Genomic DNA, 26,174 nt, shown 5'->3' on the forward strand with positions numbered 1-26,174 from the left:
GCGGGGCAGCACACCGAAGGAGCGAAACGCCATGGAGCACACACCCGACGCCGCCTGGCTCACCCAGGTGGTCAGCGCAGCCGCCTCCGACCAGCAGGGCGCCGGCAATCTGCTGCGCATCGTGATCGTCGTGGGCGTCCTCGGCAGCGTGTTCCTGGGCTGGTTCCTGCTGCGCGGCTACAAGCGCGACGACTGACGCGGCTGCGGGGCGGACACGCATACGGCAGAGTCGGCGTGATCGCCGAGGACACCCCCGCATACGATGAGCGGGAAGTCTTTATCCAGACCTCATGTCACCACCCAGAGCCCGACTTCCCATCCCGTCTCACCCGGATAGGTCCTGCTGACGATGAGCCTCCACAGCACCGCTGCCCAGCTGGCCACCCTCGCTGCCGAGGGCGGCGAGGAAGGCGGCAACCACCCGAGCCTCAGCCCCTACCTCACCGGCGGCGGCGCCCTGTTCCTCCTCCTGCTGCTGCTGTGGATCGTCACCCGCTTCAACCGGGACCGCTAGGCCCTGACGGCGAAGGCACCCCCACCGGGCCAGTAGGCTCTGCACGCATGGGAGAGCAGGACATGCCTACCGGCCCGGTCAACGGCCCGGCCGGCGGCCCGGACCGGGCCCGGATCAGCACCGCCAAGCGGCGTCTCGGCGTCATGGGCGGAACGTTTGACCCGATCCACCACGGACACCTGGTGGCGGCCAGCGAGGTCGCCGCGCAGTTCCACCTCGACGAGGTCGTGTTCGTGCCGACCGGGCAGCCGTGGCAGAAGACGGACCGCCTGGTCACTCCGGCCGAGGACCGCTATCTGATGACGGTCATCGCGACCGCCGAGAACCCGCAGTTCTCGGTGAGCCGCATCGACATCGACCGCGGCGGGCCGACGTACACCACGGACACGCTGCGCGATCTGCGCGCGCTCAATCCGGACACGGACCTCTTCTTCATCACGGGCGCCGACGCCCTCGGCCAGATCCTCACCTGGCGATACACGGAAGAACTGTTCTCCCTGGCGCACTTCATCGGGGTCACCCGGCCGGGCCACCCGCTGACCGACCCCGGTCTGCCGGAGGGCGGAGTCTCGCTCGTCGAGGTACCGGCCCTCGCCATCTCGTCCACGGACTGCCGTGCGAGGGTCGCCAAGGGTGACCCCGTCTGGTACATGGTCCCGGACGGTGTGGTGCGCTACATCGACAAGCGTGAGCTGTACCGCGGCGAGTGAGCCGAGAGGGGCACCGGTGAACGACCGATACGACGGTTACTCGGGCAGTTACTCGGGGGACGCGTCCAACACGTCCGACCAGTACGAGCTCGTCGGCTACGACGAGTACGGGCAGCCCGTGTACCGGCAGGTGCCCCAGCAGCCTGCGCAGTACGAGTATCCGCAAGCGCCCCAGGGCCAGGGCTACGGCTACGACCCGTACGCCACCGGCCAGCAGCCGCCGGTGCCCTCGTACGACACGTACGACCCCTACGGAGCCGGTGCGCCCGCGCAGCAGGGGCCGCCCCCGTCCTACGACCCCTACGGGGCTGGCGCGGGAACGGGGCAGCAGCAGCGCGTCGAGGAGCAGACCGCGACCGCGCACATCCCCGCGCAGGCCGCTCCCCGGACCGAGCCCGCGGCGCGCGAGCGCGACGGGGCGCCCGAGTACCGCACCGAGCAGTTCTCCTTCGTCGAGGAGCCGGACGAGAACTCCGAAGACGTCATCGACTGGCTGAAGTTCACCGAGTCGCGCACCGAGCGCCGCGAGGAGGCCCGCCGTCGCGGCCGCAGCCGGGTCGTCGCGCTCGTCGTCGTCCTCGTGCTCTGCGTGACCGGTGGCGTCGGCTACCTCTGGTACGCGGGCAAGCTGCCCGGCTTCGGCGCCACCGACTCCGGCAAGGGCGCCGCAGACACCGCGGGCCCGCAGAACCGCGACGTGATCGTCGTCCATCTGCACAACACCAAGGGCGGCGGCACCTCCACGGCGCTGCTCGTCAACAACACCACCACCAAGCAGGGCACCACCGTCCTGCTCCCCAACTCCCTTGCCCTGACGGACGACGAGGGCAGCGCGACGACGCTCGGCAAGTCCGTCGACGGCGACGGGTCCTCCGGCACGCGCGACGCCATCGACACCGTCCTCGGCACGGACGTCGAGGGCACGTGGCGGCTCGACACCCCGTACCTCAACAACCTCGTCGAGCTCGTCGGCAACATCGACATCGACACGAATGCCGACGTCCCCGACCCGGCCGCCAAGTCCGGGAAGAAGGCGACGTCCCCGCTGGTCAAGAAGGGCAAGCAGCAGACGCTCAGCGGCCCCATGGCCGTCGCGTACGCCACCTACCGTGCGCCCGGCGAGTCCGAGACCGCTCAGCTCATGCGGTTCGGCCAGGTCATGCAGGGCGTGCTGCGCAAGCTGTCGTCCGACCCGCACGCCGCCACCGTCACCGTCCAGTCCCTCGCCCAGATCCTCGACCCGTCGCTGGGCGAGAAGGATCTCGGCGCGTTCCTCGCCAAGCTCGCCGACCGGGCCAAGGGCGGCGACTACAAGACCGCGCTCCTGCCCGTGCAGCAGGACGGCACCCTGTCCGAGCAGGCCACCGACAGCGTCGTCAAGGACGTCCTCGGCGGCACGGTCAAGAACCCGGGCAAGGACGCCTCCGTACGCGTCGGTATCAAGAACGCCACCGGCGTGAAGGCCCGCACGGAGAAGGCCAGGGTCACGCTCGTGAACGGCGGCTACACGTTCGTCGACGCCGGGACGGGCAGCGCGCCCCAGGCCGCGTCGCAGGTCACGTACCAGGACGCCGACCGCAAGCAGGACGCCGTCGAGGTCGCCAAGACCCTGGGCCTGCCGACGAGCGCGGTGCGCAAGGGGAAGACCGTGGCGAACGCGGACGTGTCCGTGGTCCTCGGCCAGAACTACACGGGCGGACAGTAGGCGCGGCCGGGCCCGGGGGGCGTGCTCCCGGGGCCCGGACAATCCAGTAAGGGCCGTCGGCGGTCCGTGAGACCCTTGGGGTATCCCTTCAGGGGATTACTGCCCGCCGACGGAAAGCCTTGTAGTGACCGCCACTGACCGTTCCCTCGAGCTCATCACCACCGCCGCACAGGCGGCTGCCGACAAGCTCGCGCACGACATCATCGCGTACGACGTCAGCGATGTGCTGTCGATCACCGACGCCTTCCTGCTGGCCTCCGCGCCCAACGACCGCCAGGTCAAGTCGATCGTCGACGAGATCGAGGAGCGCCTGAACAAGGAGCTCGGCGCCAAGCCGGTCCGCCGCGAGGGCGACCGCGACGCCCGCTGGATCCTCCTCGACTACGTCGACATCGTCGTCCACGTCCAGCACAGCGAGGAGCGGGTCTTCTACGCCCTCGAGCGCCTGTGGAAGGACTGCCCCGAGCTGGAGCTTCCCGAGGACGCCAAGGCCACCCGTGGCAAGGCGGCGGAGCACGCCCAGGCGACGCAGGCCGCGGAGGAGGCCGAGGAGCTTCGCGAGCTGGGCGGAGAGCTGCGTTGACCGCCGCGGGGGCCGGCGCCGGTGCGGCCGGGGGAGCGGCCCGCGGACGGCGCGTCATCCTGTGGCGGCACGGCCAGACCGCCTGGAACCTGGAGCGCCGCTTCCAGGGCTCCACGGACATCGGCCTGACCGAGACCGGCGTCGCCCAGGCCCGCCGGGCGGCCCGGCTGCTCGCCTCGCTGAAGCCGGACGCCATCGTCGCGTCCGACCTCAGCAGGGCCGCCGCCACGGCCGCCGAGCTGGCCGCGCTCACGGGCCTCGACGTCACGCACGACGAGGGCCTGCGCGAGACCTACGCCGGTGAGTGGCAGGGCCTCACGCACGACGAGATCATCGGCCGTTACGGCGACCAGTACGCCGCGTGGAAGCGCGGCGAGCCGGTGCGCCGCGGCGGCGGCGAGCTCGAGACGGAGGTCGCCGACCGGGCCGCCCCCATCGTGCTCAGCCACACGGAGAAGCTGCCGCAGGACGGCACGCTCGTCGTGGTCAGCCACGGCGGCACGATCCGCACCACCATCGGGCGCCTCCTCGGTCTCGAGGCCCACCACTGGGAAGGTCTCGGGGGTCTCTCCAACTGCTGCTGGTCCGTCCTCGGCCAGGGGGCACGCGGCTGGCGGCTGCTGGAGCACAACGCGGGCACGCTCCCGGAGCCCGTGCTCGGCGACGACGACTGAGTCCCCGACGGGGCCGGACGGCCGGATTTCACTTTCCGGCAGGTCGCAGGCTAAAGTTCTTCTTGTTCGCAGCCGCGCAGTGCGGGGAGAACGCAAGGGGCTATAGCTCAGTTGGTAGAGCGCCTGCATGGCATGCAGGAGGTCAGGAGTTCAATTCTCCTTAGCTCCACAGTCGAAGCGTCCGCTTCACAAAGATCCCGTCCGGGTTAGGGCGGGATTTTTTGTTACCCGGCACACTTTCTCCAACTGCCTTGAGGTGCTTGGTGTCCCAGGGGCGTATAGGTCTGCGGATGTGGTCCTCGTGTGTGGGTGTGTGCGTAAGTGCTGGCCGGAGCGGGCGAACTCGGCGCCGTGTCCGGACCGGTACTCATGCGTCGCTGACCGTGACGCTCCGGCCGTGGCAGAATCGGACGGCCGGTAGAGGGTCGCGTCCGATGGACGAAGACGGCCCGACGGGAGGGAGAACGCGATGCCCGCGCGCATCACCGAGGCGGCCGACCGCCCCCTCGGCGTGACAGTGAGACCGGCCGAAGCGGCCCATAGCGGGCAGCACATGACTCTCCCTTCCCCCGCCCCCTCTTCTCCCCCTTTCCTCGACTGTCCGTCCTGCGGCTCCCTCCACGTCGCGCAGATGCTCGGCGGCAACGCCGGGATCTCGTACGTGTGCACGGCCTGCGGCCACAGCTGGAGCTGATCGATGGGTGCACACAGGAGGACGTGCGACTGGTGCGGCAGCGGCACGCCCATCGTCAGGGACATGGAGCCGGTCAATCCCGACTACCAGTACTGGTGCGAGGAGTGCGCGCGGGCGCTGATCATAAAGGGCGACCCGATCGAGACATATCGGGAGCTGGAGGGCGAGCCGATCTATGGCCGGCTGCTCGACGAGCACTGCACGCTCAAGCGGTTCTATTCGTTCGCCACGGCCTGAGGGTGGAGTAAATCCGGGCAAATCGGACCAAGGTGGAAACGATTTGGTGATGCACCGGGTGCCCGGTAATGTTGGCGTCGCCGCCGGGGAAACCGGGCGACACGGTGAACATGCGGCTCGGCCGCATGGCCACGAGGGGCTATAGCTCAGTTGGTAGAGCGCCTGCATGGCATGCAGGAGGTCAGGAGTTCAATTCTCCTTAGCTCCACAGTAGTTGGACATGAAGACGGGCCACCCGAACAGGGTGGCCCGTCTTCGTATGCCGCCACGCAGCCCCGCGGGGCGCGGTCACGGGGTCAGCCGCGCCCGCTGCCCAGCGCCCTGCGCCCCCGGCCCGGCGGGAGCGCGGGCGGCAGGGCCGGACGGGCCGGAACCGCCGCCGGGTCCTCCTCGATACGGAGCGCCAGCGCGGGGCACCGGCGTACGGCCCGTACGGCCCGCGCCTCCGAATAGCGCGCCACCGGGGCCTCCGCCACCGAGGGGTAGCCGTCGGGGCCCAGCTGGATCAGCTCCGGCACGATGTCCGCGCACAGGCCGTGGCCCTCGCACAGCGTCCAGTCCACCGCGAGCCGCCGGCCGCTGGGGGACTCGCCCTGCGGCGCCTCCGTGTGCAGGGGCAGCACGCCCTGCACCGGGCGCCCGCAGCCGCCGCCCAGGACATGCGCGGCCAGATCGTCCGTGAACGCCGAGATCGTCGACTCCAGGAACGCCGCCGAACCGTCCGGGTGCTTGCACGCGCCGCGGCGCTTCACCGCCCTGGTGACCTGCTGGAGGGCTTCGAGGGCGGTGGGGCCGCCGCCGTTCAGCACGTCCTCCAGGCCGCGCGCCGCCGCCGGCAGACCCAGATAGCAGGGCCCGCACTGACCCGCGCTCTCCGAGGCCAGCCACTGCGCCACCCGCAGCGCCTCGCCGAGCGGGCAGGTGTCCGGGCCGATCGGCAGGATCGCGCCCGCGCCGAGCGCGCCGCCCGCGGCCTCCAGGGAGGCGCGGGAGACGACCGCCTCCTGCGCCGCGAAGGCGTCGAGCCACTTGCCGTGATAGCCGCCCGTGAGCACGCCCTGGGGCATCGGCGGGGCGCCCGCGAGCTGGAGCACGTACCGCAGGGGCACTCCCGCAGGCACTTCGAGGACCATCGGACGGGCGACGGCTCCGGAGAGGGTCAGCAGGATCGTGCCGGGCTCGTCGCGCAGGCCCGTGCGGCAGTAGCGCTCGGGCCCGGTGCGGGCCGCGACGGCGAGCTGGGCGAAGGTCTCGGCGTTCGACAGCAGCGTGGGCGCGCCGCCGACCCCGGAGTCGGAGGCGCGCACCTTGCGGCCCGGAGGCACCGGGGGGCCGCCGTCCGCCGAGCGGATCAGCGCGGAGGACTCCCCGGTGACCATGCGTACGGGGTTGCGCTGCACGCGCGCGCGTAGCGGGGCGCCACGGCGGTTGGACAGGCCCCTTTCGAGGAGGGCCGCCTGCATGGACGCCTCGGTGGAGTCGCGGGTCACGCCCACCACGAGTGTGCGGGCGCCGAGCGCCTCGGCGACCAGGAGCGCGCCGTCGAGGATGAGGTGCGGGGCGCGGTTGATCAGCACCGTGTCCTTGCGGCAGGCGGGTTCGTCCTCGCTGCCGTTGACCACGACGACGGGGCGCACCCCGCGGCGTATCGCGGACTGGGCGACGGCGCGCAGCTTCTTGGCGAAGGGGAACCCCGCGCCGCCGCGGCCGCGCAGCGATATCTGCCCGGCCAGCGCGGCCAGTTGCTCACCGCCCATCGGTTCGAGGGGGCCGTGAACTTTGAGATGCATGTCGAGGTCGAGTCGCTCGACCAGGTCGAAGCCCGAGGTGAGCTGGGGGAGACCGACGACGCGGACTTCGGGGACGTCGGGCAGCGCGGTGTTCACTGAATGCCTCCGGGCGGCGTGTTCCAGGGCTCACCCGCGGCGGGTGCCTGGAACGGGCCGGGCAGCGTTTCGGTGGCGGACTCTTCCTCGAAGCTCGGGATGCCGCCGTAGGGGGTGTCGAGAGTGGGGTCGTACGCCGAGGGGGGTGCCGGAGCGGGGGGCGGCGGGGACGGGGCCGGCCAGCGCTCGGGGGGCTCGGGGTCGACGAACGGGAGGGCCTCGGTGGGCTGGAGGTCCAGGAGGGTCAGCGGATCGCCGGGGAGCGGGTCGCCGAAGAGCGGGTCCACCGGGGTCGAGACCGCGCGGTAGGCGGCCGAGAAGCCGATGCCCGCGGTGGCGGGGCGCGGCTCGAACGCGGGGCGCGCCGGAGCCTCGTACAGCGGTGGCATGCCGGGGGACGGCATCTGGAGCGGGTTGTCGCGCGGCCGCGGCGGGGGCTCGCGGTTCACGTCGAAGCGGGAGCCGGACGGTGCGGGGCGGCCGGCGCCGCCGGGCAGCGGGGATTCGGTGACGTCCCTGCGGCGGGTGCCCTGAGTCCTGCCGTCACCGTCGAGGAGCGCGAGGACGCGGGCGGCGACCTTGCGCTTGACCGGTCCCGGCGCCGCGCGCAGGGCGACCGCACCGCCCACGGCGACCAGGCACAGGCAGTACAGGACCACCACGTAGGTCTTCGGCTGCCGGCCCGCGTACAGGCCGTGGATCAGCGCGGAGCACCAGGCGGGGTAGGCCAGCATGTGCAGGGCGCGCCAGCGGGAGGCGATCTGGGCCGGGGAGGCGAAGGCCTTGCGCAGCGCGCCGGTGACGCCGGTGGTGACCATCAGGAGCCCGGCGAGCGAGCCGAGGCCGATCAGGCCCGCGCTGCCGGTCACACCGAGCCCGAAGGGGATCAGCGCGCCGACCACGGACACATGGTCGAGGGCCAGCTTGACCGTGACGTGCAGCAGCAGGAAGCCGATCGAGGCGACCGCCGTGGCCCGGTGCACGCCCTGGGAGAGCAGGCGCTGGCGCGAGGTCAGGAACAGCCGGTCGGAGGCGACCAGGCCCCAGACGACGGACGCCGTCAGGGAGACCAGGGACAGCACTCCGGTGGTGAAGTCGAGCGCGGCGCGGAAGGCGTCGCTCCCGACGAGGACCACGAGGGGTATCAGGAGCAGCGCCGCCGCGCACAGGACCCCTCGTGCCGTCCGGCTGGGTGCGGGGGACGGGCGGATCCTGCGCCGGGGGCGCCGGGTATTTCGAAGCTGGGGGAACGGATTCAGCGGCTGCCCGTTCGTCGGGGAGTTCAACGGGGAGTTCAGTGGAGGGTTCATGGGGGCGACTCCGAATGGTTCGGCAAAGTGGTCCCGCTGCCGCACTCTAGGTCGACCCATACCAGCCAGTACGAGGTTTGAGTTATCTCGTTGTTATCTATCGGAGGTGTGGACTTTGTGTTGCCCCGATAGGGGTCGGTACGCGGGGTAACCCTTGGCCCATGCACCTTCCGAAGGCCTCCTTCGGCCCTTGCGCAGCCGTCCCGAGAGCCTCCCCGGTAAGCGCGTCGCGGCCCGTGTGGGCCCTGCGGTACCCTGACGCCATGCGTGCCGTACGCCTTCTGCTTAGCGAGCCGCGCTGATCAGTCCCGACCGCTGACGAATCGCGGATCGGAATCGGCGCGGCGCCCCCTCCTGTGCGAGGGGCATTTTTGTTTGGCCAGCGCGGTCAGTTCCGTAAGCAGAGACGATCGATGGAGCTTTGAGGATCATGAGCGAGACGAATTCCGCTGCCGCTTCCGAGGTGGCCGCGCCGCACCGCTACACGGCGACCATGGCCGCCGACATCGAGGCACGCTGGCAGGACTTCTGGGACGCCGACGGCACGTACGAGGCGCCGAACCCGAGCGGTGACCTGGCGGGCGACACCGAGGCGGACAGGGCGCTGGCCGCCAAGCCGAAGAAGTTCGTCATGGACATGTTCCCGTACCCCTCGGGCGCGGGCCTGCACGTCGGCCACCCGCTGGGCTACATCGCCACGGACGTCTTCGCGCGCTTCCAGCGCATGAACGGGCACAACGTCCTGCACACGCTGGGCTTCGACGCCTTCGGCCTGCCCGCCGAGCAGTACGCCGTGCAGACGGGCACCCACCCGCGCACGTCCACCGAAGCCAACATGATCAACATGAAGTCCCAGCTGCGCCGGCTGGGCCTGGGCCACGACAAGCGCCGGTCGTTCGCCACGATCGACCCCGAGTACTACAAGTGGACCCAGTGGATCTTCGTCCAGATCTTCAACTCCTGGTACGACGACGAGGCGAAGAAGGCCCGTCCGATCGACCAGCTGATCGCGCAGTTCGAGAGCGGTGAACGCGCCGTACCGGACTCCACGCGCGCGTGGCACGAGCTGAACGCCGCCGAGCGGGCCGACGTACTGAGTGAGTACCGGCTGGCGTACGCCTCCGAGGCGCCCGTCAACTGGTGCCCCGGTCTGGGCACCGTCCTGGCCAACGAGGAGGTCACGGCCGACGGCCGCTCCGAGCGCGGCAACTACCCCGTCTTCAAGGCCAAGCTGCGCCAGTGGAACATGCGCATCACCGCCTACGCGGACCGCCTGCTGGACGACCTGGACGCCCTGGACTGGCCCGAGGCGATCAAGCTGCAGCAGCGGAACTGGATCGGCCGCTCCGAGGGCGCCCGCGTCGACTTCCCCGTCGGCGACGAGGCCATCACCGTCTTCACCACCCGTCAGGACACCCTGTTCGGCGCCACGTACATGGTCCTGGCGCCCGAGCACGACCTGGTGGACCGGATCGTTCCCGCCGTCTGGCCCGAGGGCACGCACGACGTCTGGACGGGCGGCCACGCGACGCCCGCCGAGGCCGTCGCCGCCTACCGCAAGCAGGCCGCCTCGAAGTCCGACGTCGAGCGCCAGGCCGAGGCCAAAGACAAGACCGGCGTCTTCACCGGCGCGTACGCGACCAACCCGGTCAGCGGCGAGCAGGTCCCCGTCTTCATCGCCGACTACGTCCTGATGGGTTACGGCACCGGCGCGATCATGGCCGTCCCCGCCCACGACACCCGCGACTTCGCGTTCGCGCGCGCCTTCGAGCTGCCGATGCGCTGCGTCGTGGAGCCCTCGGACGACCGCGGCACCGACACCTCCACGTGGGACGACGCGTTCGCCTCCTACGAGGCGCGGCTGGTCAACTCGGCGAGCGAGCAGATCTCCGTCGACGGTCTGGGCGTCACCGACGCCAAGGCGCGCATGACGGAGTGGCTGGAGCGCACCGGCATCGGCCGAGGCACCGTCAACTTCCGCCTGCGTGACTGGCTGTTCAGCCGTCAGCGCTACTGGGGCGAGCCCTTCCCGATCGTCTACGACGAGGACGGCGTCGCCCACTCGCTGCCCGAGTCCATGCTGCCGCTGGAACTGCCGGAGGTCGACGACTACAGCCCCCGCACGTTCGACCCGGACGACGCCGACACCCAGCCCGAGACCCCGCTGTCCCGCAACGGCGACTGGGTCCATGTCACGCTGGACCTGGGCGACGGACCCAAGAAGTACCGCCGCGAGACCAACACCATGCCCAACTGGGCGGGTTCGTGCTGGTACGAGCTGCGCTACCTGGACCCGCACAACAGCGAGAAGCTGGTCGACCCGGCCATCGAGGAGTACTGGATGGGCCCCCGTGAGGGGCAGCCGACCGGTGGCGTCGACCTGTACGTGGGCGGCGCCGAACACGCCGTGCTGCACCTGCTGTACGCCCGCTTCTGGTCGAAGATGCTGTTCGACCTGGGCCACGTCTCGTCGGCCGAGCCGTTCCACAAGCTGTACAACCAGGGCATGATCCAGGCCTACGTGTACCGCGACAGTCGCGGTATCGCGGTGCCCGCCGCCGAGGTCGAGGAGCGCGACGGCGCGTACTACTACGAGGGCGAGAAGGTCTCCCGGCTGCTGGGCAAGATGGGCAAGTCCCTGAAGAACGCCGTCACGCCGGACGAGATCTGCGCCGAGTACGGCGCGGACACCCTGCGCCTGTACGAGATGGCGATGGGCCCCCTGGACGTGTCGCGGCCGTGGGACACGCGCGCGGTGGTGGGCCAGTTCCGTCTGCTGCAGCGCCTGTGGCGCAACATCGTCGACGAGGCGAGCGGCGAGGTCACCGTCGTCGACACCGAGGACTCCGCCATCGACGGGAGCACGCTGCGCGCCCTGCACAAGGCGATCGACGGCGTCCGCCAGGACCTGGAGGGCATGCGGTTCAACACCGCCATCGCCAAGGTCACCGAGCTGAACAACCACCTGACCAAGGTCGGCGGCCCGCTGTCACGCAGCGTGGCCGAGCGCCTGGTGCTGCTGGTCGCCCCGCTGGCCCCGCACATCGCGGAGGAGCTGTGGCGCAAGCTGGGCCACACCGACTCCGTCGTCCACCAGGACTTCCCCGTCGCCGACCCCGCGTACGTCGTGGACGAGTCCGTGACCTGCGTCGTGCAGATCAAGGGCAAGGTCAAGGCGCGCCTGGAGGTGTCCCCGTCGATCTCCGACGAGGAACTGGAGAAGGTGGCCCTGGCCGACGAGCGCGTCGTCGCCGCGCTGGACGGCGCGGGCATCCGCAAGGTCATCGTGCGGGCGCCGAAGCTGGTGAACATCGTCCCCGCGTGAGCGGTGACATCGGCTTCGCGTGAGCGGTGACATCGTCCCGGCGTGAGCGGTGACATCGGGCTCGCGTGAGGGGTGTCCGGTGCTGGGCGGCCACGTCGTTCAGCCGGATCAGGGTTGTTCCCTACGGGCAGGTTGGGGGTTCCGATGGAACCTCCGGCCTGCCTTTTCCGTTTACGGTGGAAGAGGCGGACGGACCGCCGACCTTGTCGGGAGGAGCGTCATGGGAGAGGCCGTGATCGCGATCGTGGCGCTCATGTTCGTACTGTTCCTGGCCCTGGGCGCGTACGTGACGGTGAAGGTCGTCGGCGCCGCCAAGCGGGGAGTGGACCGCACGGTCGCACAGGCCCGCCGGTCCGTCGAGGACACGACACTCAAGGCGCGGACCTTCGTGCAGCCGGGCGCGGCCGGCGAGCTCGCGCAACTGCGGCTCAAGCTGCGTACGTCGATGAGAGCCACCCAGGACGCGCTCCACGCGCGCGTGGCCGAGGACGCCTCGCTCAAGGAGTCGCTGGACCTCTTCGGCCGGCTCAGCGTGCACGGGCGCGAGCTGGACGACGACCTCAAGCGTCTTGAGACCGAGCCGGACAAGGTGCAGCTCGCCGAGCTCCTGCCCGACCTGCGCAAGCGGACGGAGCAGATCACCGCGTCGGCCGACTCCCTGCGCCGGGCGGCCAGGGACCGCGCCCACCGGATCGCCGACGACGACCTGGATTCCCTGAGCGCCCAGATCGACATCGAGGCGGGCGCACTGCGGCACTGGACGACGGAACCGTCGCCCCAGCCCGCGCAGACGCCGCCATCCTGGCCCGAGGCGTCGGCCCCGGAGCACCCTGCCGCGCATCAGACCTGGCCAGGGACTCCGCAGGGCGGACCGGCCGAGGCGCCCGACCGGCCCGCGCTCTCGCCCACCGAACCGCGCCCGGCCTATCCTTGGCAGAAGAAAGCCCGCCCGGAGAGCACGACTTGACGCGTGACCGGGCCGCTGGGGCCGGTCTGCCGTCCACCGGCCCGGGCAGGTAATCTCCAGCTCATGTCCCGCCATGTCGCGATCGTCACGGATTCAACGGCCTACCTGCCGCAGCGGACGATGGAGCGCCACGGCATCATCGCGGTCCCCCTCACCGTGGTCCTTGGCGACCGGGCGCTCGAAGAGGGCGCCGAGATCTCCACCCGCTCACTCGCCGAAGCCCTGCAGAAGCGCCGGCCGGTGACCACGTCCCGGCCCAGCCCCGAGATCTTCGCCGCCACTTATCGCAGGCTGGCCGAAGAGGGTGCCACCAGCGTCGTCTCGCTCCATCTGTCGTCCGAACTCTCCGGCACCCACGACGCCGCGGTACTCGCCGCGCGCGAGGCTCCGGTGCCGGTCAGAGTCGTGGACACCGGCATGGTCGCGATGGCTCTGGGCTTCTGCGCGCTCACCGCCGCCGAGGTGGCCGACGGCGGCGGCACGGTCGACGAGGCCGTGACCGCGGCGGAGAAGCGGGCAGCCGCCACGTCCGCGTACTTCTACGTCGACACCCTGGACTACCTCCGTCGCGGTGGCCGTATCGGCGCCGCCCAGGCACTGCTCGGCTCGGCGCTCGCCGTGAAACCGCTGTTGCAGCTCGAAGGCGGTCGTATCGAGCTGCTGGAAAAGGTGCGCACGTCGTCGAAGGCGATCGCCCGGCTCCAGGAGATCGTCGCGGAGCGCGCGGGAACGAGCGAGGTCGACATCGCGGTGCACCATCTCGCCGCGCCGGACAGGGCCGCGACGTTCGCGGACCGGCTGCGGGAGCGCGTGCCGGGGCTCATGGATCTTCATGTCAGTGAGGTCGGCGCGGTGATCGGCGCGCACACGGGGCCGGGGTTGCTGGGGGCGGTTGTCTCACCTCGGTGAGGTGAGGTGCTTCGGTGCCATGCGGCGCCTTGCGGAGTTATGCCATGCGGTGTTGTGCGGTGCGTCGCTCTGAGGCGGGGGGCGGGGGCGTGGTCCTGAGTTGGGCTGTGCTTGTGGGTGACGGAGTTATCCACAACTGCCGGGTTGTCCCCGGGAATTGAGCATGATCACCGCGGCTTCGGCGGAGTGCCTAGCGTTCGTGGCATGGCACTTGGATCAGCACTTTCAGGGACATCGGCACTTTCAGGGACATCAGCCCTTTCTGGGGCATCGGTACGTTCGGAGACGCTGGACGCGGCGGGGGATGTGGCGTCGGGGGTGTCCGGCGCCGGGGCGGTGTCGGGGACGTGGCAGCGGCGTAGGCGGGTGCGGCGGCGCTATCGGCGGGCGTCGGCCGAGGCGTTGAAGTTGCGGGCGGAGGCGTTGTTCGCCGAGGGGCGAGGCGGGCCGCCGGGGCCACCGGGTTTGTATGGTGCGCCGAGTCTCTCGCCCGGTCCGCCGGGTCCGCCGGGTCGGCCAGGTCCGCAAGGTTCGCAGGGTTCGCCTGATCCGGCCGAGTGGGTGCCGCTGGTGCGTCCGCCTCTTCCACCGTGGGCCGGGACGGTCTCGTCACGTCCGCCGCGGTGGGCTCGGGCCGATGCCGATGCCGATGCCGATGCCGATGCCGATGCCGATGCCGACGAGGACGGGGCCAGGGTCGGGCTGGGTGCGGCTCCGGGGGAGTTCAGGGAGGAGTGGGACGGTCCGGAGGGTGAGGCGGAGAGGGATACGGCCTCGTGGCGGGAACGGGCCGGCCTTGCCGTGCGGGAGCGGCTGCCGCTGTGGATGCAGACGCGGTGCGGGCTGGAGCGGCGGAGCGTGATCGCTCTGGTCGTGGTCCTGGTAGCGGCGGCGGGCTTCGCCGTGCACCACTTCTGGACCGGACGGGCTCAGCCGGTGAGCGTGCCCGAGGTGGTCCGATCGGCGGCGCCCGAGGAAGCGGCGGGTTCGTCCGCCGCCGGTCTGGAACCGGACGCCGGGCCCTCGGCAGCCACCGTGTCCGGGGCGTCGGCCGCGGGCGGTGGAGATGGGGCGGCCGGGGCGTCGGGGGCGGGGATCGTCGTGGACGTCAGCGGGAAGGTGCGGAATCCCGGTATCCACCGACTGCCGGCCGGATCCAGGGTCGCCGACGCGTTGCGCGCCGCCGGAGGGATCCGCCCGGGCGTGGACCCCACGGGAATCAACCGGGCACGACTGCTGGCGGACGGCGAGCAGGTGGTCGTGGGCGCACCGGCGGCGCCAGGAGGGAACGGCTCGGGAGGTTCTGCGGGTTCGGCGGGTTCTGCCGGGACGGGCGCCGGAACCGGGGCCGCGGCTGCGGGGCCGGTCGGGCTCAACACCGCTACCGCAGAGCAACTCGACACATTGCCGGGCGTCGGACCCGTGCTGGCCCAGCACATCATCGACTACCGCACCGAGCACGGAGGGTTCCGTTCCGTCGACGAGCTGCGTGAGGTCAACGGCATCGGCGACCGGCGCTTCTCCGATCTCCAGAATCTCGTACGGCCATGAGGAACAAGGGAGTTGCGCCGGTCTCGGACTCCTCCTCGGGTGACTCGAACCCTCGGCAGGAGGGTCCGGCGGACCTCCGTCTCGTCCCTCCGGCGCTCGCGGCCTGGGTCACGGCAGCGGTGACCCTGGACGCACCGGCGGTCTGGGTGACGGCTCTGGCGCTGATCTGCGCGGCGGTGGCCGGAGTGTTGTTACTGGGTGGGGCGACGCGAGGGGCGCACGGAAGGACGGAACCGCCGCGTCCGCCACTGCATCCCTCGACGCCGGCATTGGGGCCACCGCCACCCCGCCCTCCTCGCAGAGCGTTCTCGCTCCGGCCTCGTATGTCCGTGGCCGCTGTGCTGCTGTGCGTCGCCGCGTCCGCGGCCTCGGCCGCCCTGCACGGCGCGGATCTGACGCGCGGGCCTGTTCCCGGGCTTGCCCGGGAATTCGCCCGGGTGACGGTCGAGTTGGAGGTGACGGCCGACCCGCGGCTGACACGCCCCCGGGTGCAGGGGGACCACTCGGTTCCCTCCTCCGTCGTCATCGCCGCCGATGTGCTGAGAGTCGGCGCGCAGGGCGGGTCCTCGGGTGGCGCCGGGACGCGGGTGCGTACACCGGTCCTGGTCCTCGTCGACGTGGACCGCGCCGACGCGGGGAGGACGCCGTGGCTGTCGCTCCTGCCCAGCACGCGGCTGGTCGTGCGCGGAGGGCTGGCACCCGCGTCGGCCGGCGGAGGCCGGGTCGCGGCCCTCCTCCGCGTCGGGCGGGACGAGAGCCCGCGGGTCGTCGGTGCGCCCTCCACGGCTCAGCGGTTCGCGGGGAAGTTGAGGGGTGGGCTGCGGGAGGCGACCGAGGGGCTCCCGGGGGATGCGCGCGCGTTGCTTCCCGGGCTGGTCGTCGGGGACACCTCACGTGTCCCGCCCGAGTTGCACGAGGCGTTCGAGGCCACCGACCTGCTGCATCTGACGGCGGTCAGCGGGGCGAACTTCACGATCCTGCTCGCTCTGCTCATCGGCCCGCCCGGCACCGCTCACCGGTCCGAGCGCCGTGGCCTCGCACCGAGGCTGGGGATCCCGCTTCGGGCGACCGCCGTGCTGGGCGGCGCGCTCACGCTCGGCTTCGTGATCGTGTGCAGACCGGAGCCGAGCGTGCTCAGGGCGGCGGCCTGCGGGTCCGTCGCGCTGCTCGCCATCGGTACCGGGCGGCGCAGGTCCCTGATCCCGGCCCTGGCCACCGTCGTCCTGCTCCTGGTGCTGTACGACCCCTGGCTGGCCCGGAGTTACGGGTTCCTGCTGTCCGTCCTGGCCACCGGTGCGCTGCTGACCCTGGCGCCCCGCTGGGGTGCGGCACTGCGACGGCGCAGGTGTCCGCCGCGACTGGCGGAGGCACTCGCCGCGGCCGGCGCGGCGCAGGCAGTGTGTGCGCCGGTGATCGCGGTCATCGCGTCACGGGTGAGTCTGGTGGCGGTGCCCTGCAACCTGCTCGCGGAGTTCGCGGTCGCGCCGGCGACGGTGCTGGGGTTCGCCGCGCTGGCCGCCGCGCCGCTGGCGATGCCGGTCGCGAGGGCCTTTGCCCGGTGCGCGAGCTGGCCCGCCGGATGGATCGCGGACATCGCACGCGCGGGGGCCGCACTGCCCGGCGGAGGCGTGGACTGGCCCGGTGGCCCGAGTGGCGGGCTGCTGCTCGCCGTCGTCACTCTGGGCGTGGTCCTCGTGGGCCGTCAGGTGCTCAAGTCTCCGTGGGCCATGGGGATATGTGTGCTGCTCCTGGTTCTCGTGGTCACGCAGCCGAGGCCCCTGACTCGGGTGATCACGGGGTGGCCCCCGCCCGGGTGGCGGATGGTGATGTGCGACGTGGGGCAGGGGGACGCGCTGGTGCTCGCGGCGGGCGCGGGGGCCGGTGTGGTGGTCGACGCGGGGCCGGATCCGGTGCTGGTCGACCGCTGCCTGCGCTCGCTCGGTATCACTCGGGTCCCGCTCGTCCTGCTGACCCACTTCCACGCGGATCACGTCGCGGGTCTGCCCGGGGTGCTGCGGGGCCGTGAGGTGGGGGCGATCGAGACGACGGGGTTCGACGAGCCGCCTGAACAGGTGCGTTTTGTGGAGGGGTTGGCGCAGGCGCGGCACATCATGATGACCCGGGCCGTCGCGGGGGAGCAGCGGCGGACGGGCCGGCTCGCATGGCAGGTGCTGTGGCCGCCGCCGCGACCCGCCCCGGACCCGGACGGCCCGAACGACGCGAGCGTCACCCTGCTGGTCCGCACCGCGGGCCTCACCCTGTTGCTCATGGGTGACCTCGAACCACCCGCGCAGCGTGCCCTGTTGAGATCCCCCGCGGCGGCGGCGCTCCCACCCGTGGACGTTCTCAAGGTCGCCCACCACGGCTCGGCCTACCAGGATCCGGTACTCCTGCGCCGGGTCGCGCCCCGGCTTGCCCTGATCTCTTGCGGCGAGGACAACCCATATGGACATCCGTCGGCGCGAACGGTCGCGGAGCTGCGGGCCGGGGGAGCGGCGGTCCTCCGGACGGACCGTGACGGGGCGTTGGCGGTCACCGGGTCCGGGCAGGACGGGTCTGGGGAGGGCGAATCCGGGAAGGCCGGCTCCGGGCAGGACGGGTCCGGGAAGGCCCGTTCCGGGGAAGGGAAGGGGGAGCGGGAGGGCGCGGGGCTCGGTGTGGTGACGGGCGGGTCGTGACGGGTGCCACGCGCCCGAGTCAGACGCGCTGTTACCGGCTGGGAGAAATGCCTCCGAGCTGGTGAAACAGTAAGTGGAATGACTAATTCAGGCATCTCTATACAGGCGGTAACAGTCTCTGGCATTCCCGCGATGTGGGCCCGTGTTGCCTCGAATGCCACAACGGTGGTCGAATGCATCTTCGTTGATGGTGGTGTCAAGCTTCACTGGGGTGTCTCGCACATGTTCGGCCGCTGGCTGGGAAACCGTACGAACCGGGCTCAACGAACAAGTCCGCTCGTGGGGGTGAGCGTGCCGCCCGGTGCGGGGTTCGTCAGCTGCCGGGTGCTCGACCCCGTCAACGAGCCGGTGCGCGGCGCCGAGTTCGCGGTGAGCGACGCCATGGGGCGCACGGTCGTGAGTGGCGGGGCCGACCCGTTCGGCTCGTTCGTCGCGGCCGTGCCCGCCGGTGACTACCGGCTCGCGGTCACGGCGGAGGGCTACACGCCGTACCGGGGGAGCGCCTCGGTCGGCGACAGCACGCACTCGTCTCTCGGTGACGTCATGCTCCAGGTCGCCCAGCCGCCGTCCCTGCCCGACGCCGGGGACTGGGAGATCGAGCCGACGCACTCGTCGGTCGGGTTCACGGCGCGGCACATCGGACTGGCCCGGATCCACGGCCGGTTCAACACGTTCGCGGGCGCGCTGCGCGTCGCCGAGCGGGTCGAGCAGTCCGCGATGCACGTGGTCATCGACGCGTCGTCCATCGACACGAACGTGAAGATGCGCGACGACCACCTCAGGTCGGCCGACTTCCTCGACGTGGACCACTTCCCGACGCTCGAGTTCTACAGCGAGCGGTTCGTGCACAAGGGCGGCAGCCGCTGGGCGATCACGGGCGCCCTCTCCCTGCACGGTGTGACGCGCACGGTCACGCTCGACGCGGAGTACCTGGGTCTGGGCAACGGCATGGAGGGGGAGACCCGTGCCGCCTGCCGCGCCACCACGGAGCTGCACCGCGACGACTTCACGGTCAACTGGCAGACGATGCTGGCCCGTGGGATCGCGGCGATCGGCTCCAGCGTGACGATCGAGCTCGACATCCAGATCGTCCCCAAGGGCTGACGCCCCCGCAGCCCCGGCCGGCGGGGGCGGTCCGGCTGCTCCCGCAGCCCGGCCATGACCGACGCGGCTAAGGCGCTTCGAGCCAGCCCTCGTGCTCCGCGGCGAATTCGTCGAGTGAGGCGGCGTCGAGGCGGCCGGTGGGGTCCTCGATCACCACGAGCCACTGGGCGTCCTCGGCGTCGTCCTCGCCGGCCAGCGCGTCCCGTACGAGCTGTGGCTCCTCGGTGACGCCGAACCGGTCGGGAAGCTCCTCGGCCACCTCCTCCGCGGCGTCGCGGTCGGGCAGCACCAGTACATGTCGTGCATCGGTCACCCGCCCATTCTCCGGCACGGCGGGGGTTGTCAGTGCCGCGTGGGATGCTTGACCGCGATGGCCAGGAAGACTGCAACAGACGACGTGCTCGCCCCTGTCACCCTCGCCGTGGGGCAGGAGGACCTGCTGCTCGACCGCGCCGTGCAGCAGGTGGTGGCGGCCGCCCGCGCCGCCGACGCGGACACCGATGTGCGTGACCTCACGTCCGACCAGCTCCAGCCCGGCACACTCGCCGAGCTGACCAGCCCCTCGCTCTTCGCCGAGCGCAAGGTCGTGGTCGTACGCAATGCGCAGGACCTCTCGGCCGACACGATCAAAGACGTGAAGGGCTACTTCGCGGCTCCCGCCGAGGAGATCACGCTGGTGCTGCTGCACGCGGGCGGCGCCAAGGGCAAGGGGCTGCTCGACGCGGCCCGCAAGGCGGGGGCCCGTGAGGTCGCCTGCCCCAAGATGACCAAGCCGGCGGACCGGCTGGCGTTCGTGCGCAGCGAGTTCCGGGTGATCGGCCGTTCCGCGACGCCGGAGGCGTGCCAGGCCCTGGTCGACTCGATCGGCAGTGACCTGCGGGAGCTGGCGTCCGCCGTGACGCAGCTCGGTGCGGACGTCGAGGGCACGATCGACGAGGCGGTCGTCGCGCGCTACTACACGGGCCGGGCGGAGGCCTCCAGCTTCACCGTCGCCGACCGGGCCGTCGAGGGCCGCGCCGCGGAGGCGCTCGAGGCGCTGCGGTGGTCGTTGTCGACGGGGGTGGCGCCCGTGCTGATCACCAGCGCGCTCGCCCAGGGGGTCCGCGCCATCGGCAAGCTGTCGTCGGCACGCGGCGGCCGGCCCGCCGATCTCGCCCGCGAGCTGGGGATGCCGCCGTGGAAGATCGACCGGGTGCGTCAGCAGATGCGGGGCTGGACGCCGGACGGCGTGGCCGTCGCGCTGCGGGCCGTCGCCGAGGCCGACGCGGGCGTCAAGGGCGGCGGGGACGATCCGGAGTACGCCCTGGAGAAGGCTGTGGTCACCATCGCGAGGGCCGCCCGCTCCCGTCGCGGCTGAGCCGTCGCGGCTGAGCCGTCCGGTCACGGGTCCTGGGACACGTATCCGCCTGAACGCCGAAAACCCCGCCCGGCGGTCCTGGGGAAGGACTGCTGTGCGGGGTTTCAGGTTCAAGCTCGATGGATCCGCACCCGCGTGGCGAACGCAGTCGCGTGCAGATCCGGGGTGCCGGCCGGGAGCGGAGAGAGAGGGCCCGCTCGGGTCCGTCCGGCGATCACATCAAAGGAGTGCCCGTCCCGTGAGGGAGTGGGTACTCAGCCCTTGAGGGAAGAAGCCTTGGAAGCAAGCGCCGACTTCTTGTTGGCGGCCTGGTTCTTGTGGATGACGCCCTTGGAGACGGCCTTGTCGAGCTTGCGCGAAGCCTCGCGCGTCAGCTCCTCGGCCTTCTGGGTGTCACCCGCGGCAACGGCCTCGCGGGCCTTGCGGATCGCGGTCTTCAGGGAGGACTTGACAGCCTTGTTGCGCTGACGAGCCTTCTCGTTGGTCTTGATCCGCTTGATCTGGGACTTGATGTTCGCCACGAAATGAGCCTTTTCAGGTTCAGGCACGCGAACTCACGCCCACGTGCCGGTGATTTCTCTTGAGGTGCCTCGTGCTGAGAGGGCAAGAGACACAGCTGTCAACGTTACCAGCCGTGCTCCGAGCGGCCCAAACCGGGCGCAGTCCCGCGTCCGTGGGACCATGGAACCTACGTATCGATCCGACCCGAGGCGACAGGCGCCTCAAGAGACAGGACCCTGCGTGCCCGCGACCCCTAACAATGTGCCCGAGCCGAGCCGTACCGCCCCGGCTCTGATCCGCAATTTCTGCATCATCGCGCACATCGACCACGGCAAGTCCACGCTCGCCGACCGGATGCTCCAGCTGACCGGTGTGGTCGAGCAGCGGCAGATGCGTGCTCAGTACCTCGACCGTATGGACATCGAGCGCGAGCGCGGCATCACGATCAAGTCCCAGGCGGTGCGTCTGCCCTGGGCCCCGAGCGAGGACCCGGGCAACACTCACATCCTCAACATGATCGACACCCCGGGGCACGTGGACTTCACGTACGAGGTCTCACGGTCCCTCGCGGCCTGTGAGGGCACGGTCCTGCTGGTCGACGCGGCTCAGGGCATCGAGGCGCAGACTCTCGCCAACCTCTATCTGGCGATGGAGAACGACCTCAAGATCATCCCGGTTCTCAACAAGATCGACCTGCCGGCCGCCCAGCCCGAGAAGTTCTCCGAGGAGCTCGCGAACCTCATCGGCTGTGACCCGGACGACGTGCTGAAGGTCTCCGCGAAGACGGGCATGGGCGTCGAGGCGCTGCTCGACAAGGTCGTGGCCGAGATCCCGGCCCCGGTCGGTGTCGCCGACGCACCCGCCCGCGCGATGATCTTCGACTCGGTCTATGACTCCTACCGCGGCGTCGTCACCTACGTACGAGTCGTCGACGGCCAGCTCAACAAGCGTGAGCGCATCCGGATGATGTCCACCGGCGCCACGCACGAGCTGCTCGAGATCGGTGTGTCCTCTCCGGAGATGACCCCGGCCGACGGCATCGGCGTCGGTGAGGTGGGCTACATCATCACCGGCGTGAAGGACGTCCGTCAGTCCAAGGTCGGTGACACGATCACCTCCCTGCACAACGGCGCGACCGTGGCGCTCGGCGGCTACAAGGACCCGAAGCCGATGGTCTTCTCGGGTCTCTATCCGCTGGACGGCTCGGAGTACCCGGACCTGCGCGAGGCCCTCGACAAGCTGCAGCTCAACGACGCCGCGCTGGTCTACGAGCCGGAGACCTCGGCCGCCCTCGGCTTCGGCTTCCGCGTCGGCTTCCTCGGCCTGCTCCACCTCGACGTGATCCGTGAGCGCCTGGAGCGTGAGTTCGGGCTCGACCTCATCGCCACCGCGCCCAACGTGGTCTACCGCGTGGCCATGGAGGACGGCAGCGAGCACACGGTCACCAACCCGAGCGAGTTCCCCGAAGGCAAGATCGACAAGGTCTTCGAGCCGGTCGTGCGCGCCACGATCCTCGCCCCCAGCGAGTTCATCGGCTCGATCATGGAGCTGTGCCAGACCCGCCGCGGCACGCTGCTCGGCATGGACTACCTCTCCGAGGACCGCGTCGAGATCCGCTACACGCTGCCTCTCGCGGAGATCGTCTTCGACTTCTTCGACCAGCTGAAGTCCAAGACGCGCGGCTACGCGTCCCTGGACTACGAGCCCACCGGCGAGCAGGACTCCAGCCTGGTCAAGGTCGACATCCTGCTGCACGGCGACAAGGTCGACGCCTTCTCCGCCGTCACGCACAAGGACGCGGCGTACGCGTACGGCGTGCGGCTGGTCGCCAAGCTGCGCGAGCTCATCCCGCGGCAGGCCTTCGAGGTGCCGATCCAGGCCGCCATCGGCTCCCGGGTCATCGCCCGCGAGACGATCCGCGCGATCCGCAAGGACGTCCTCGCCAAGTGCTACGGCGGTGACATCTCCCGTAAGCGCAAGCTGCTCGAGAAGCAGAAGGAGGGCAAGAAGCGCATGAAGATGGTCGGCTCCGTCGAGGTGCCGCAGGAAGCCTTCATCGCCGTGCTCTCCAGCGACGACAGCGGTACGAAGAAGAAGTAGGCCGGTCGGCACAGCTGTCCGGGGGCCCGTCGCGCGTCAGTGCGGCGGGCCTCTTGATTTCCCGGCATTGTTGTGCGGGCCTTTTGTGGGGGCCGTGTGTACAGCGGCTGTCGACAAGAAGTGACAGGCTGCGGCCCCTTACGCACCGGGCGACCGCGCTCTACTCTGATCACTGCTCGGTAGTTACTCGCCAGTTAAACAAAAGCCGCCATCAGCCAGCCGCGCCCAGTCTCGCCGCGCTGCCGCGGGCCCCCGGAGGACGTCGTGAGCGACACACAGACCCTGATCGAGAACCGCCCGCCGTCCGTGGCGGCCCTCTTCCTGGAGCGCGTGGCGGCCACGCCGGATACCGAGGCCTACCGGTACCCGGTACCAGCCGCCGGTGAGGGCCCCGACGAGTGGAAGTCGCTGAGCTGGGCGCAGGCCTCGACGCGGGTCTACGCCATCGCGGCCGGCCTGATCGAGCTGGGCGTGCAGCCGGAGGAGCGGGTCGCGCTCGCCTCCTCCACGCGGGTCGAGTGGATCCTGGCCGACCTCGGCATCCTGTGCGCGGGCGCCGCGACGACCACCGTGTACCCGCAGACCAATGCCGAGGAATCGGCGTTCATCCTCGCGGACTCGGACAGCAAGGTCCTGATCGCCGAGGACGCGGCGCAGCTGGCCAAGGCCCGCGAGCGCCGGGCCGAGCTGCCGGACCTCGCCCATGTCGTCGTCGTCGACGAGGCCGGGGTCGAGCCGGACGCCGCGGACCCCGAGGGCTGGCTGCTCACGCTCGCCGACCTGGAGAAACGCGGCGCCGCGTACCTGGAGAAGCACCCGCACCTGATCAAGGAGAAGGTCGGCGCGATCACCGCGGACCAGCTCGCGACGCTGATCTACACCTCCGGCACCACCGGCCGCCCCAAGGGCGTGCGCCTCCCGCAGGACAACTGGTCGTACATGGCGAAGGCCATCGCCGGGACGGGCCTGGTCGGCCCGGACGACGTGCAGTACCTGTGGCTGCCCCTCGCGCACGTCTTCGGCAAGGTCCTCACCTCCGGGCAGATCGAGGTCGGGCACGTCACCGCCGTCGACGGCCGCGTGGACAAGATCATCGAGAACCTGCCCGTCGTGCAGCCGACGTACATGGCCGCGGTGCCGCGCATCTTCGAGAAGGTCTACAACGGGGTCGCGGCCAAGGCGCGGGCCGGCGGCGGCGCCAAGTACAAGATCTTCCAGTGGGCGGCCGAGGTCGCGCGCGAGTACGCGAAGGCCAGCCAGGACAACTTCCGCAGGACCGGTTCGGCCTCGGTGCCGTTCGGGCTCGGGGCCAAGCACAAGGTCGCCGACGCGCTCGTCTACTCCAAGCTGCGTGAGGCGTTCGGTGGCCGGCTGCGCGCCTGCGTCTCCGGCTCCGCCGCGCTCGCCCCCGAGATCGGCTACTTCTTCGCCGGCGCGGGCGTGCACATCCTGGAGGGCTACGGCCTCACGGAGACCTCCGCCGCGTCCTTCGTCAACCCGGGCGAGGCCTACCGCACCGGCACGGTCGGCAAGCCGCTGCCCGGCACGGAGGTGCGGATCGCGGACGACGGCGAGATCCTGCTGCGCGGCCCCGGCGTCATGCAGGGCTACCACGGGCTGCCCGAGAAGACGACCGAGGTCCTGGAGTCCGACGGCTGGTTCCACACCGGCGACATCGGCGAGCTGTCGTCCGACGGCTACCTCAAGATCACCGACCGCAAGAAGGACCTGATCAAGACCTCGGGCGGCAAGTACATCGCGCCCGCCGAGGTCGAGGGCCAGTTCAAGGCCGTGTGCCCGTACGTCTCGAACATCCTGGTGCACGGCGCCGACCGGAACTTCTGCACGGCGCTCATCGCCCTCGACGAGCCGTCCATCCTGGAGTGGGCCAAGGACAACGGCCTGGAGGGCAAGTCGTACGCCGATGTGGTCGCGGCCCCCGTCACGGTCGAACTGGTCGAGGGGTACGTCAAGGAGCTCAACCAGGGCCTCCAGAAGTGGCAGACCATCAAGAAGTTCAAGCTCCTGCCGCGCGACCTCGACATCGAGCACGGCGAGCTGACCCCGAGCCTGAAGCTGAAGCGGCCGGTCGTCGAGCGCGAGTACGGCCACCTGATCGACGAGATGTACGCGGGTTCACGCGAGAAGTGACGCCCCGCGTCACCACTTGAGGGATGCGTCGCGGTCCGCCACTACGGTGTGCGGCCGCGGCGCGTCTCCCGTGACACCTCCTCCGTCTGCGTCACCTGGCGGCGCAGTTCGACGGCGTCCGGCAGGAGGGCCGGCCGTCAGTCCGCGTCCGACGGCGGACCGGCGGGGCCGTCGGAGGTACTTCCATGCGCCGGAGACACCGCGGACGTGGGTCTGGCCACCGAGTCGGCCCTCGGTGCCGATCTCGCGGGCGACGCGGGTGAGCTTGTCGGCGGGCGCGGGCGGCTGGTCGAGCATCGTGTTCGCGGTCCGTTCGGTTCGAGCGGCTCGCCGGTGGCGCGTCGATCGTGACCGTACGTGTCGGATCGCTGCGCGCCTCTGCTGTCGTCTCCGGCGGGGTGTCCTGTACCTGTGTGGTTGGGCGGGACGTCGTCGTGTTGACCGCCTCGGTTGTGTCCCGCCAACTTCCGGACAGGCCCTGCGTCTCGGCCCGGCCGCCGGGCCGGCCCTTGGTGCCGATCTCGCGGGCGACGCGGGTGAGCTTGTCGGCGGGCGCGGGCGGCTGGTCGAGCATCGTGTTCGCGGTCCGTTCGGTTCGAGCGGCTCGCCGGGCGCGTCGATCATGACCGTACGTGTCGGATCGCTGCGCGCCTCCGCTGTCGTCTCCGGCGGGATGTTCCGTACCTGTGCGGTCGGGCGGGACGTCGTCGTGTTGACCGCCTCGGTTGGGTCCCGCCAACTTTCGGACAGGCCCTGCGTCTCGGCCCGGCCGCCGGGCCGGCCCTCGGTGCCGACCTTTCGGGCTACGCCCGGGTCACCTCTTCGGTGAACTGGCGAGTTGGTCGACCATTTTGTTCACGGCGCGGCCGAGGCGGCGCAGGTCCCCGGGTGCGGCGGTTCCCGTCGTGCAGGTCGGCCCGCTGCGTGTGGGCGTCGGCCGCCACCGCGGCCAGGACCGCGTCGCGTTCGCCGCCCGTGCCACCAGAGCGCCGGTGATCGTCACCACGTCGTTCACCTGTGACGTTCACGATCTCCGCCCCGGCTCGCCTCCACCCGCTCGCCGAGCCGCCCCTGCCGCACGATCTCCCGCCGCACACGCGTCAGCCCGGCGTCGTGGGCCTGCTGCGGTCCGTGATCTGGTGGAACATCGCGCCGAGTTCGGCCGCCAGGGACTCCCCGATCTCCCGCGCCGACGTCATCGCGGCGAGCGGCGAGCGG

General features: G+C 70.9%; 21 protein-coding genes, 2 tRNA genes and 1 pseudogene. 19 read left to right on the plus strand and 5 right to left on the minus strand.

Annotated elements, in window-relative coordinates; genetic code table 11:
- The first annotated feature begins 31 nt into the window (after positions 1–31).
- The 10 genes from OHO83_RS29455 (at position 32) to OHO83_RS29500 (ending at position 5,325) form a co-directional block, all read left to right on the plus strand.
- Positions 32–196 carry a hypothetical protein gene (locus OHO83_RS29455; RefSeq protein WP_266670452.1) on the plus strand — a complete coding sequence of 55 codons (165 nt, stop codon included), beginning with the start codon at positions 32–34 and terminating at the stop codon, positions 194–196.
- 153 nt (positions 197–349) lie between these two features.
- Positions 350–514 (plus strand): hypothetical protein, encoded by a 165-nt coding sequence (locus OHO83_RS29460; RefSeq protein WP_266670450.1) that lies wholly within the window; start codon positions 350–352, stop codon positions 512–514.
- A gap of 47 nt (positions 515–561) precedes the next feature.
- Complete coding sequence (nadD, locus tag OHO83_RS29465) at positions 562–1,224, plus strand: nicotinate-nucleotide adenylyltransferase (RefSeq protein ID WP_266670448.1); 663 nt, start codon at positions 562–564, stop codon at positions 1,222–1,224.
- Between the two features lie 16 nt (positions 1,225–1,240).
- Entirely contained in the window at positions 1,241–2,929 is a 1,689-nt protein-coding gene (locus OHO83_RS29470) for an LCP family protein (protein WP_330279974.1), read from the plus strand.
- A gap of 124 nt (positions 2,930–3,053) precedes the next feature.
- A complete protein-coding gene (gene rsfS, locus OHO83_RS29475) occupies positions 3,054–3,512 on the plus strand; it encodes a ribosome silencing factor (protein WP_116513018.1) in 459 nt (152 codons plus the stop codon).
- Positions 3,509–4,186, plus strand: a complete 678-nt coding sequence (locus OHO83_RS29480) for a histidine phosphatase family protein (protein ID WP_266670442.1) — start codon at positions 3,509–3,511, stop codon at positions 4,184–4,186. The genes rsfS and OHO83_RS29480 overlap by 4 nt, the downstream gene beginning before the upstream one ends.
- A 96-nt stretch (positions 4,187–4,282) precedes the next feature.
- Positions 4,283–4,355, plus strand: a tRNA-Ala gene (locus OHO83_RS29485).
- A gap of 300 nt (positions 4,356–4,655) precedes the next feature.
- Entirely contained in the window at positions 4,656–4,880 is a 225-nt protein-coding gene (locus OHO83_RS29490) for a hypothetical protein (protein ID WP_266670441.1), read from the plus strand.
- 3 nt (positions 4,881–4,883) lie between these two features.
- The gene (locus tag OHO83_RS29495; protein WP_116513021.1) at positions 4,884–5,117 is read left to right on the plus strand and encodes a hypothetical protein; all 234 of its coding nucleotides are present in this window, start codon (positions 4,884–4,886) and stop codon (positions 5,115–5,117) included.
- Between the two features lie 135 nt (positions 5,118–5,252).
- A tRNA-Ala gene (locus OHO83_RS29500) sits at positions 5,253–5,325 on the plus strand.
- Between the two features lie 88 nt (positions 5,326–5,413).
- Here the strand turns inward: OHO83_RS29500 and OHO83_RS29505 are convergent.
- Together OHO83_RS29505 and OHO83_RS29510 are read right to left on the minus strand one after the other, a co-directional pair.
- Entirely contained in the window at positions 5,414–7,003 is a 1,590-nt protein-coding gene (locus OHO83_RS29505; protein WP_116513022.1) for an NADH-ubiquinone oxidoreductase-F iron-sulfur binding region domain-containing protein, read from the minus strand.
- Positions 7,000–8,313, minus strand: coding sequence for a cytochrome b/b6 domain-containing protein (locus OHO83_RS29510; protein WP_266670440.1), 1,314 nt, complete (start codon positions 8,311–8,313; stop codon positions 7,000–7,002). The genes OHO83_RS29505 and OHO83_RS29510 overlap by 4 nt, the downstream gene beginning before the upstream one ends.
- 430 nt (positions 8,314–8,743) lie before the next feature.
- On the opposite strand from OHO83_RS29510, the gene leuS reads away from it, so the two are divergent.
- The 6 genes from leuS (at position 8,744) to OHO83_RS29540 (ending at position 18,847) form a co-directional block, all read left to right on the plus strand.
- Positions 8,744–11,638: a leucine--tRNA ligase gene (gene leuS / locus OHO83_RS29515; protein ID WP_330279975.1), complete on the plus strand. Its 2,895-nt coding sequence runs from the start codon at positions 8,744–8,746 to the stop codon at positions 11,636–11,638.
- Positions 11,639–11,858: 220 nt separating this feature from the next.
- On the plus strand, positions 11,859–12,605 hold the full coding sequence (locus OHO83_RS29520) for a hypothetical protein (RefSeq protein WP_266670438.1): 747 nt from the start codon (positions 11,859–11,861) through the stop codon (positions 12,603–12,605).
- Between the two features lie 63 nt (positions 12,606–12,668).
- Complete coding sequence (locus tag OHO83_RS29525; protein WP_266670437.1) at positions 12,669–13,514, plus strand: DegV family protein; 846 nt, start codon at positions 12,669–12,671, stop codon at positions 13,512–13,514.
- A 570-nt stretch (positions 13,515–14,084) separates the two neighbouring features.
- On the plus strand, positions 14,085–15,065 hold the full coding sequence (locus tag OHO83_RS29530) for a helix-hairpin-helix domain-containing protein (protein ID WP_443066066.1): 981 nt from the start codon (positions 14,085–14,087) through the stop codon (positions 15,063–15,065).
- Entirely contained in the window at positions 15,062–17,743 is a 2,682-nt protein-coding gene (locus OHO83_RS29535) for a ComEC/Rec2 family competence protein (RefSeq protein WP_330279977.1), read from the plus strand. The genes OHO83_RS29530 and OHO83_RS29535 overlap by 4 nt, the downstream gene beginning before the upstream one ends.
- Positions 17,744–17,965: 222 nt before the next feature.
- Entirely contained in the window at positions 17,966–18,847 is an 882-nt protein-coding gene (locus OHO83_RS29540; protein WP_266670435.1) for a YceI family protein, read from the plus strand.
- 67 nt (positions 18,848–18,914) lie between these two features.
- Here the strand turns inward: OHO83_RS29540 and OHO83_RS29545 are convergent, their stop codons facing one another.
- Complete coding sequence (locus OHO83_RS29545; RefSeq protein WP_116513028.1) at positions 18,915–19,160, minus strand: hypothetical protein; 246 nt, start codon at positions 19,158–19,160, stop codon at positions 18,915–18,917.
- A 57-nt stretch (positions 19,161–19,217) separates the two neighbouring features.
- On the opposite strand from OHO83_RS29545, the gene holA reads away from it, so the two are divergent.
- Entirely contained in the window at positions 19,218–20,204 is a 987-nt protein-coding gene (gene holA, locus OHO83_RS29550) for a DNA polymerase III subunit delta (protein WP_266670434.1), read from the plus strand.
- 254 nt (positions 20,205–20,458) lie between these two features.
- Here holA and rpsT read toward each other — a convergent pair whose 3' ends face one another.
- Positions 20,459–20,725 (minus strand): 30S ribosomal protein S20, encoded by a 267-nt coding sequence (gene rpsT / locus OHO83_RS29555; protein ID WP_100594244.1) that lies wholly within the window; start codon positions 20,723–20,725, stop codon positions 20,459–20,461.
- 220 nt (positions 20,726–20,945) lie between these two features.
- On the opposite strand from rpsT, the gene lepA reads away from it, so the two are divergent.
- A complete protein-coding gene (gene lepA, locus OHO83_RS29560; protein ID WP_266670433.1) occupies positions 20,946–22,805 on the plus strand; it encodes a translation elongation factor 4 in 1,860 nt (619 codons plus the stop codon).
- 264 nt (positions 22,806–23,069) lie between these two features.
- Positions 23,070–24,956, plus strand: a complete 1,887-nt coding sequence (locus tag OHO83_RS29565) for an AMP-dependent synthetase/ligase (protein ID WP_266670432.1) — start codon at positions 23,070–23,072, stop codon at positions 24,954–24,956.
- A gap of 174 nt (positions 24,957–25,130) precedes the next feature.
- On the opposite strand, the pseudogene OHO83_RS47045 reads toward OHO83_RS29565, so the two are convergent.
- Positions 25,131–26,155, minus strand: a pseudogene (locus OHO83_RS47045) (hypothetical protein); the annotation flags it as partial.
- Positions 26,156–26,174: the final 19 nt, after the last annotated feature.

Origin of the sequence: Streptomyces sp. NBC_00569 (assembly GCF_036345255.1) — a bacterium.
Classification (GTDB): Bacteria; Actinomycetota; Actinomycetes; order Streptomycetales; family Streptomycetaceae; genus Streptomyces.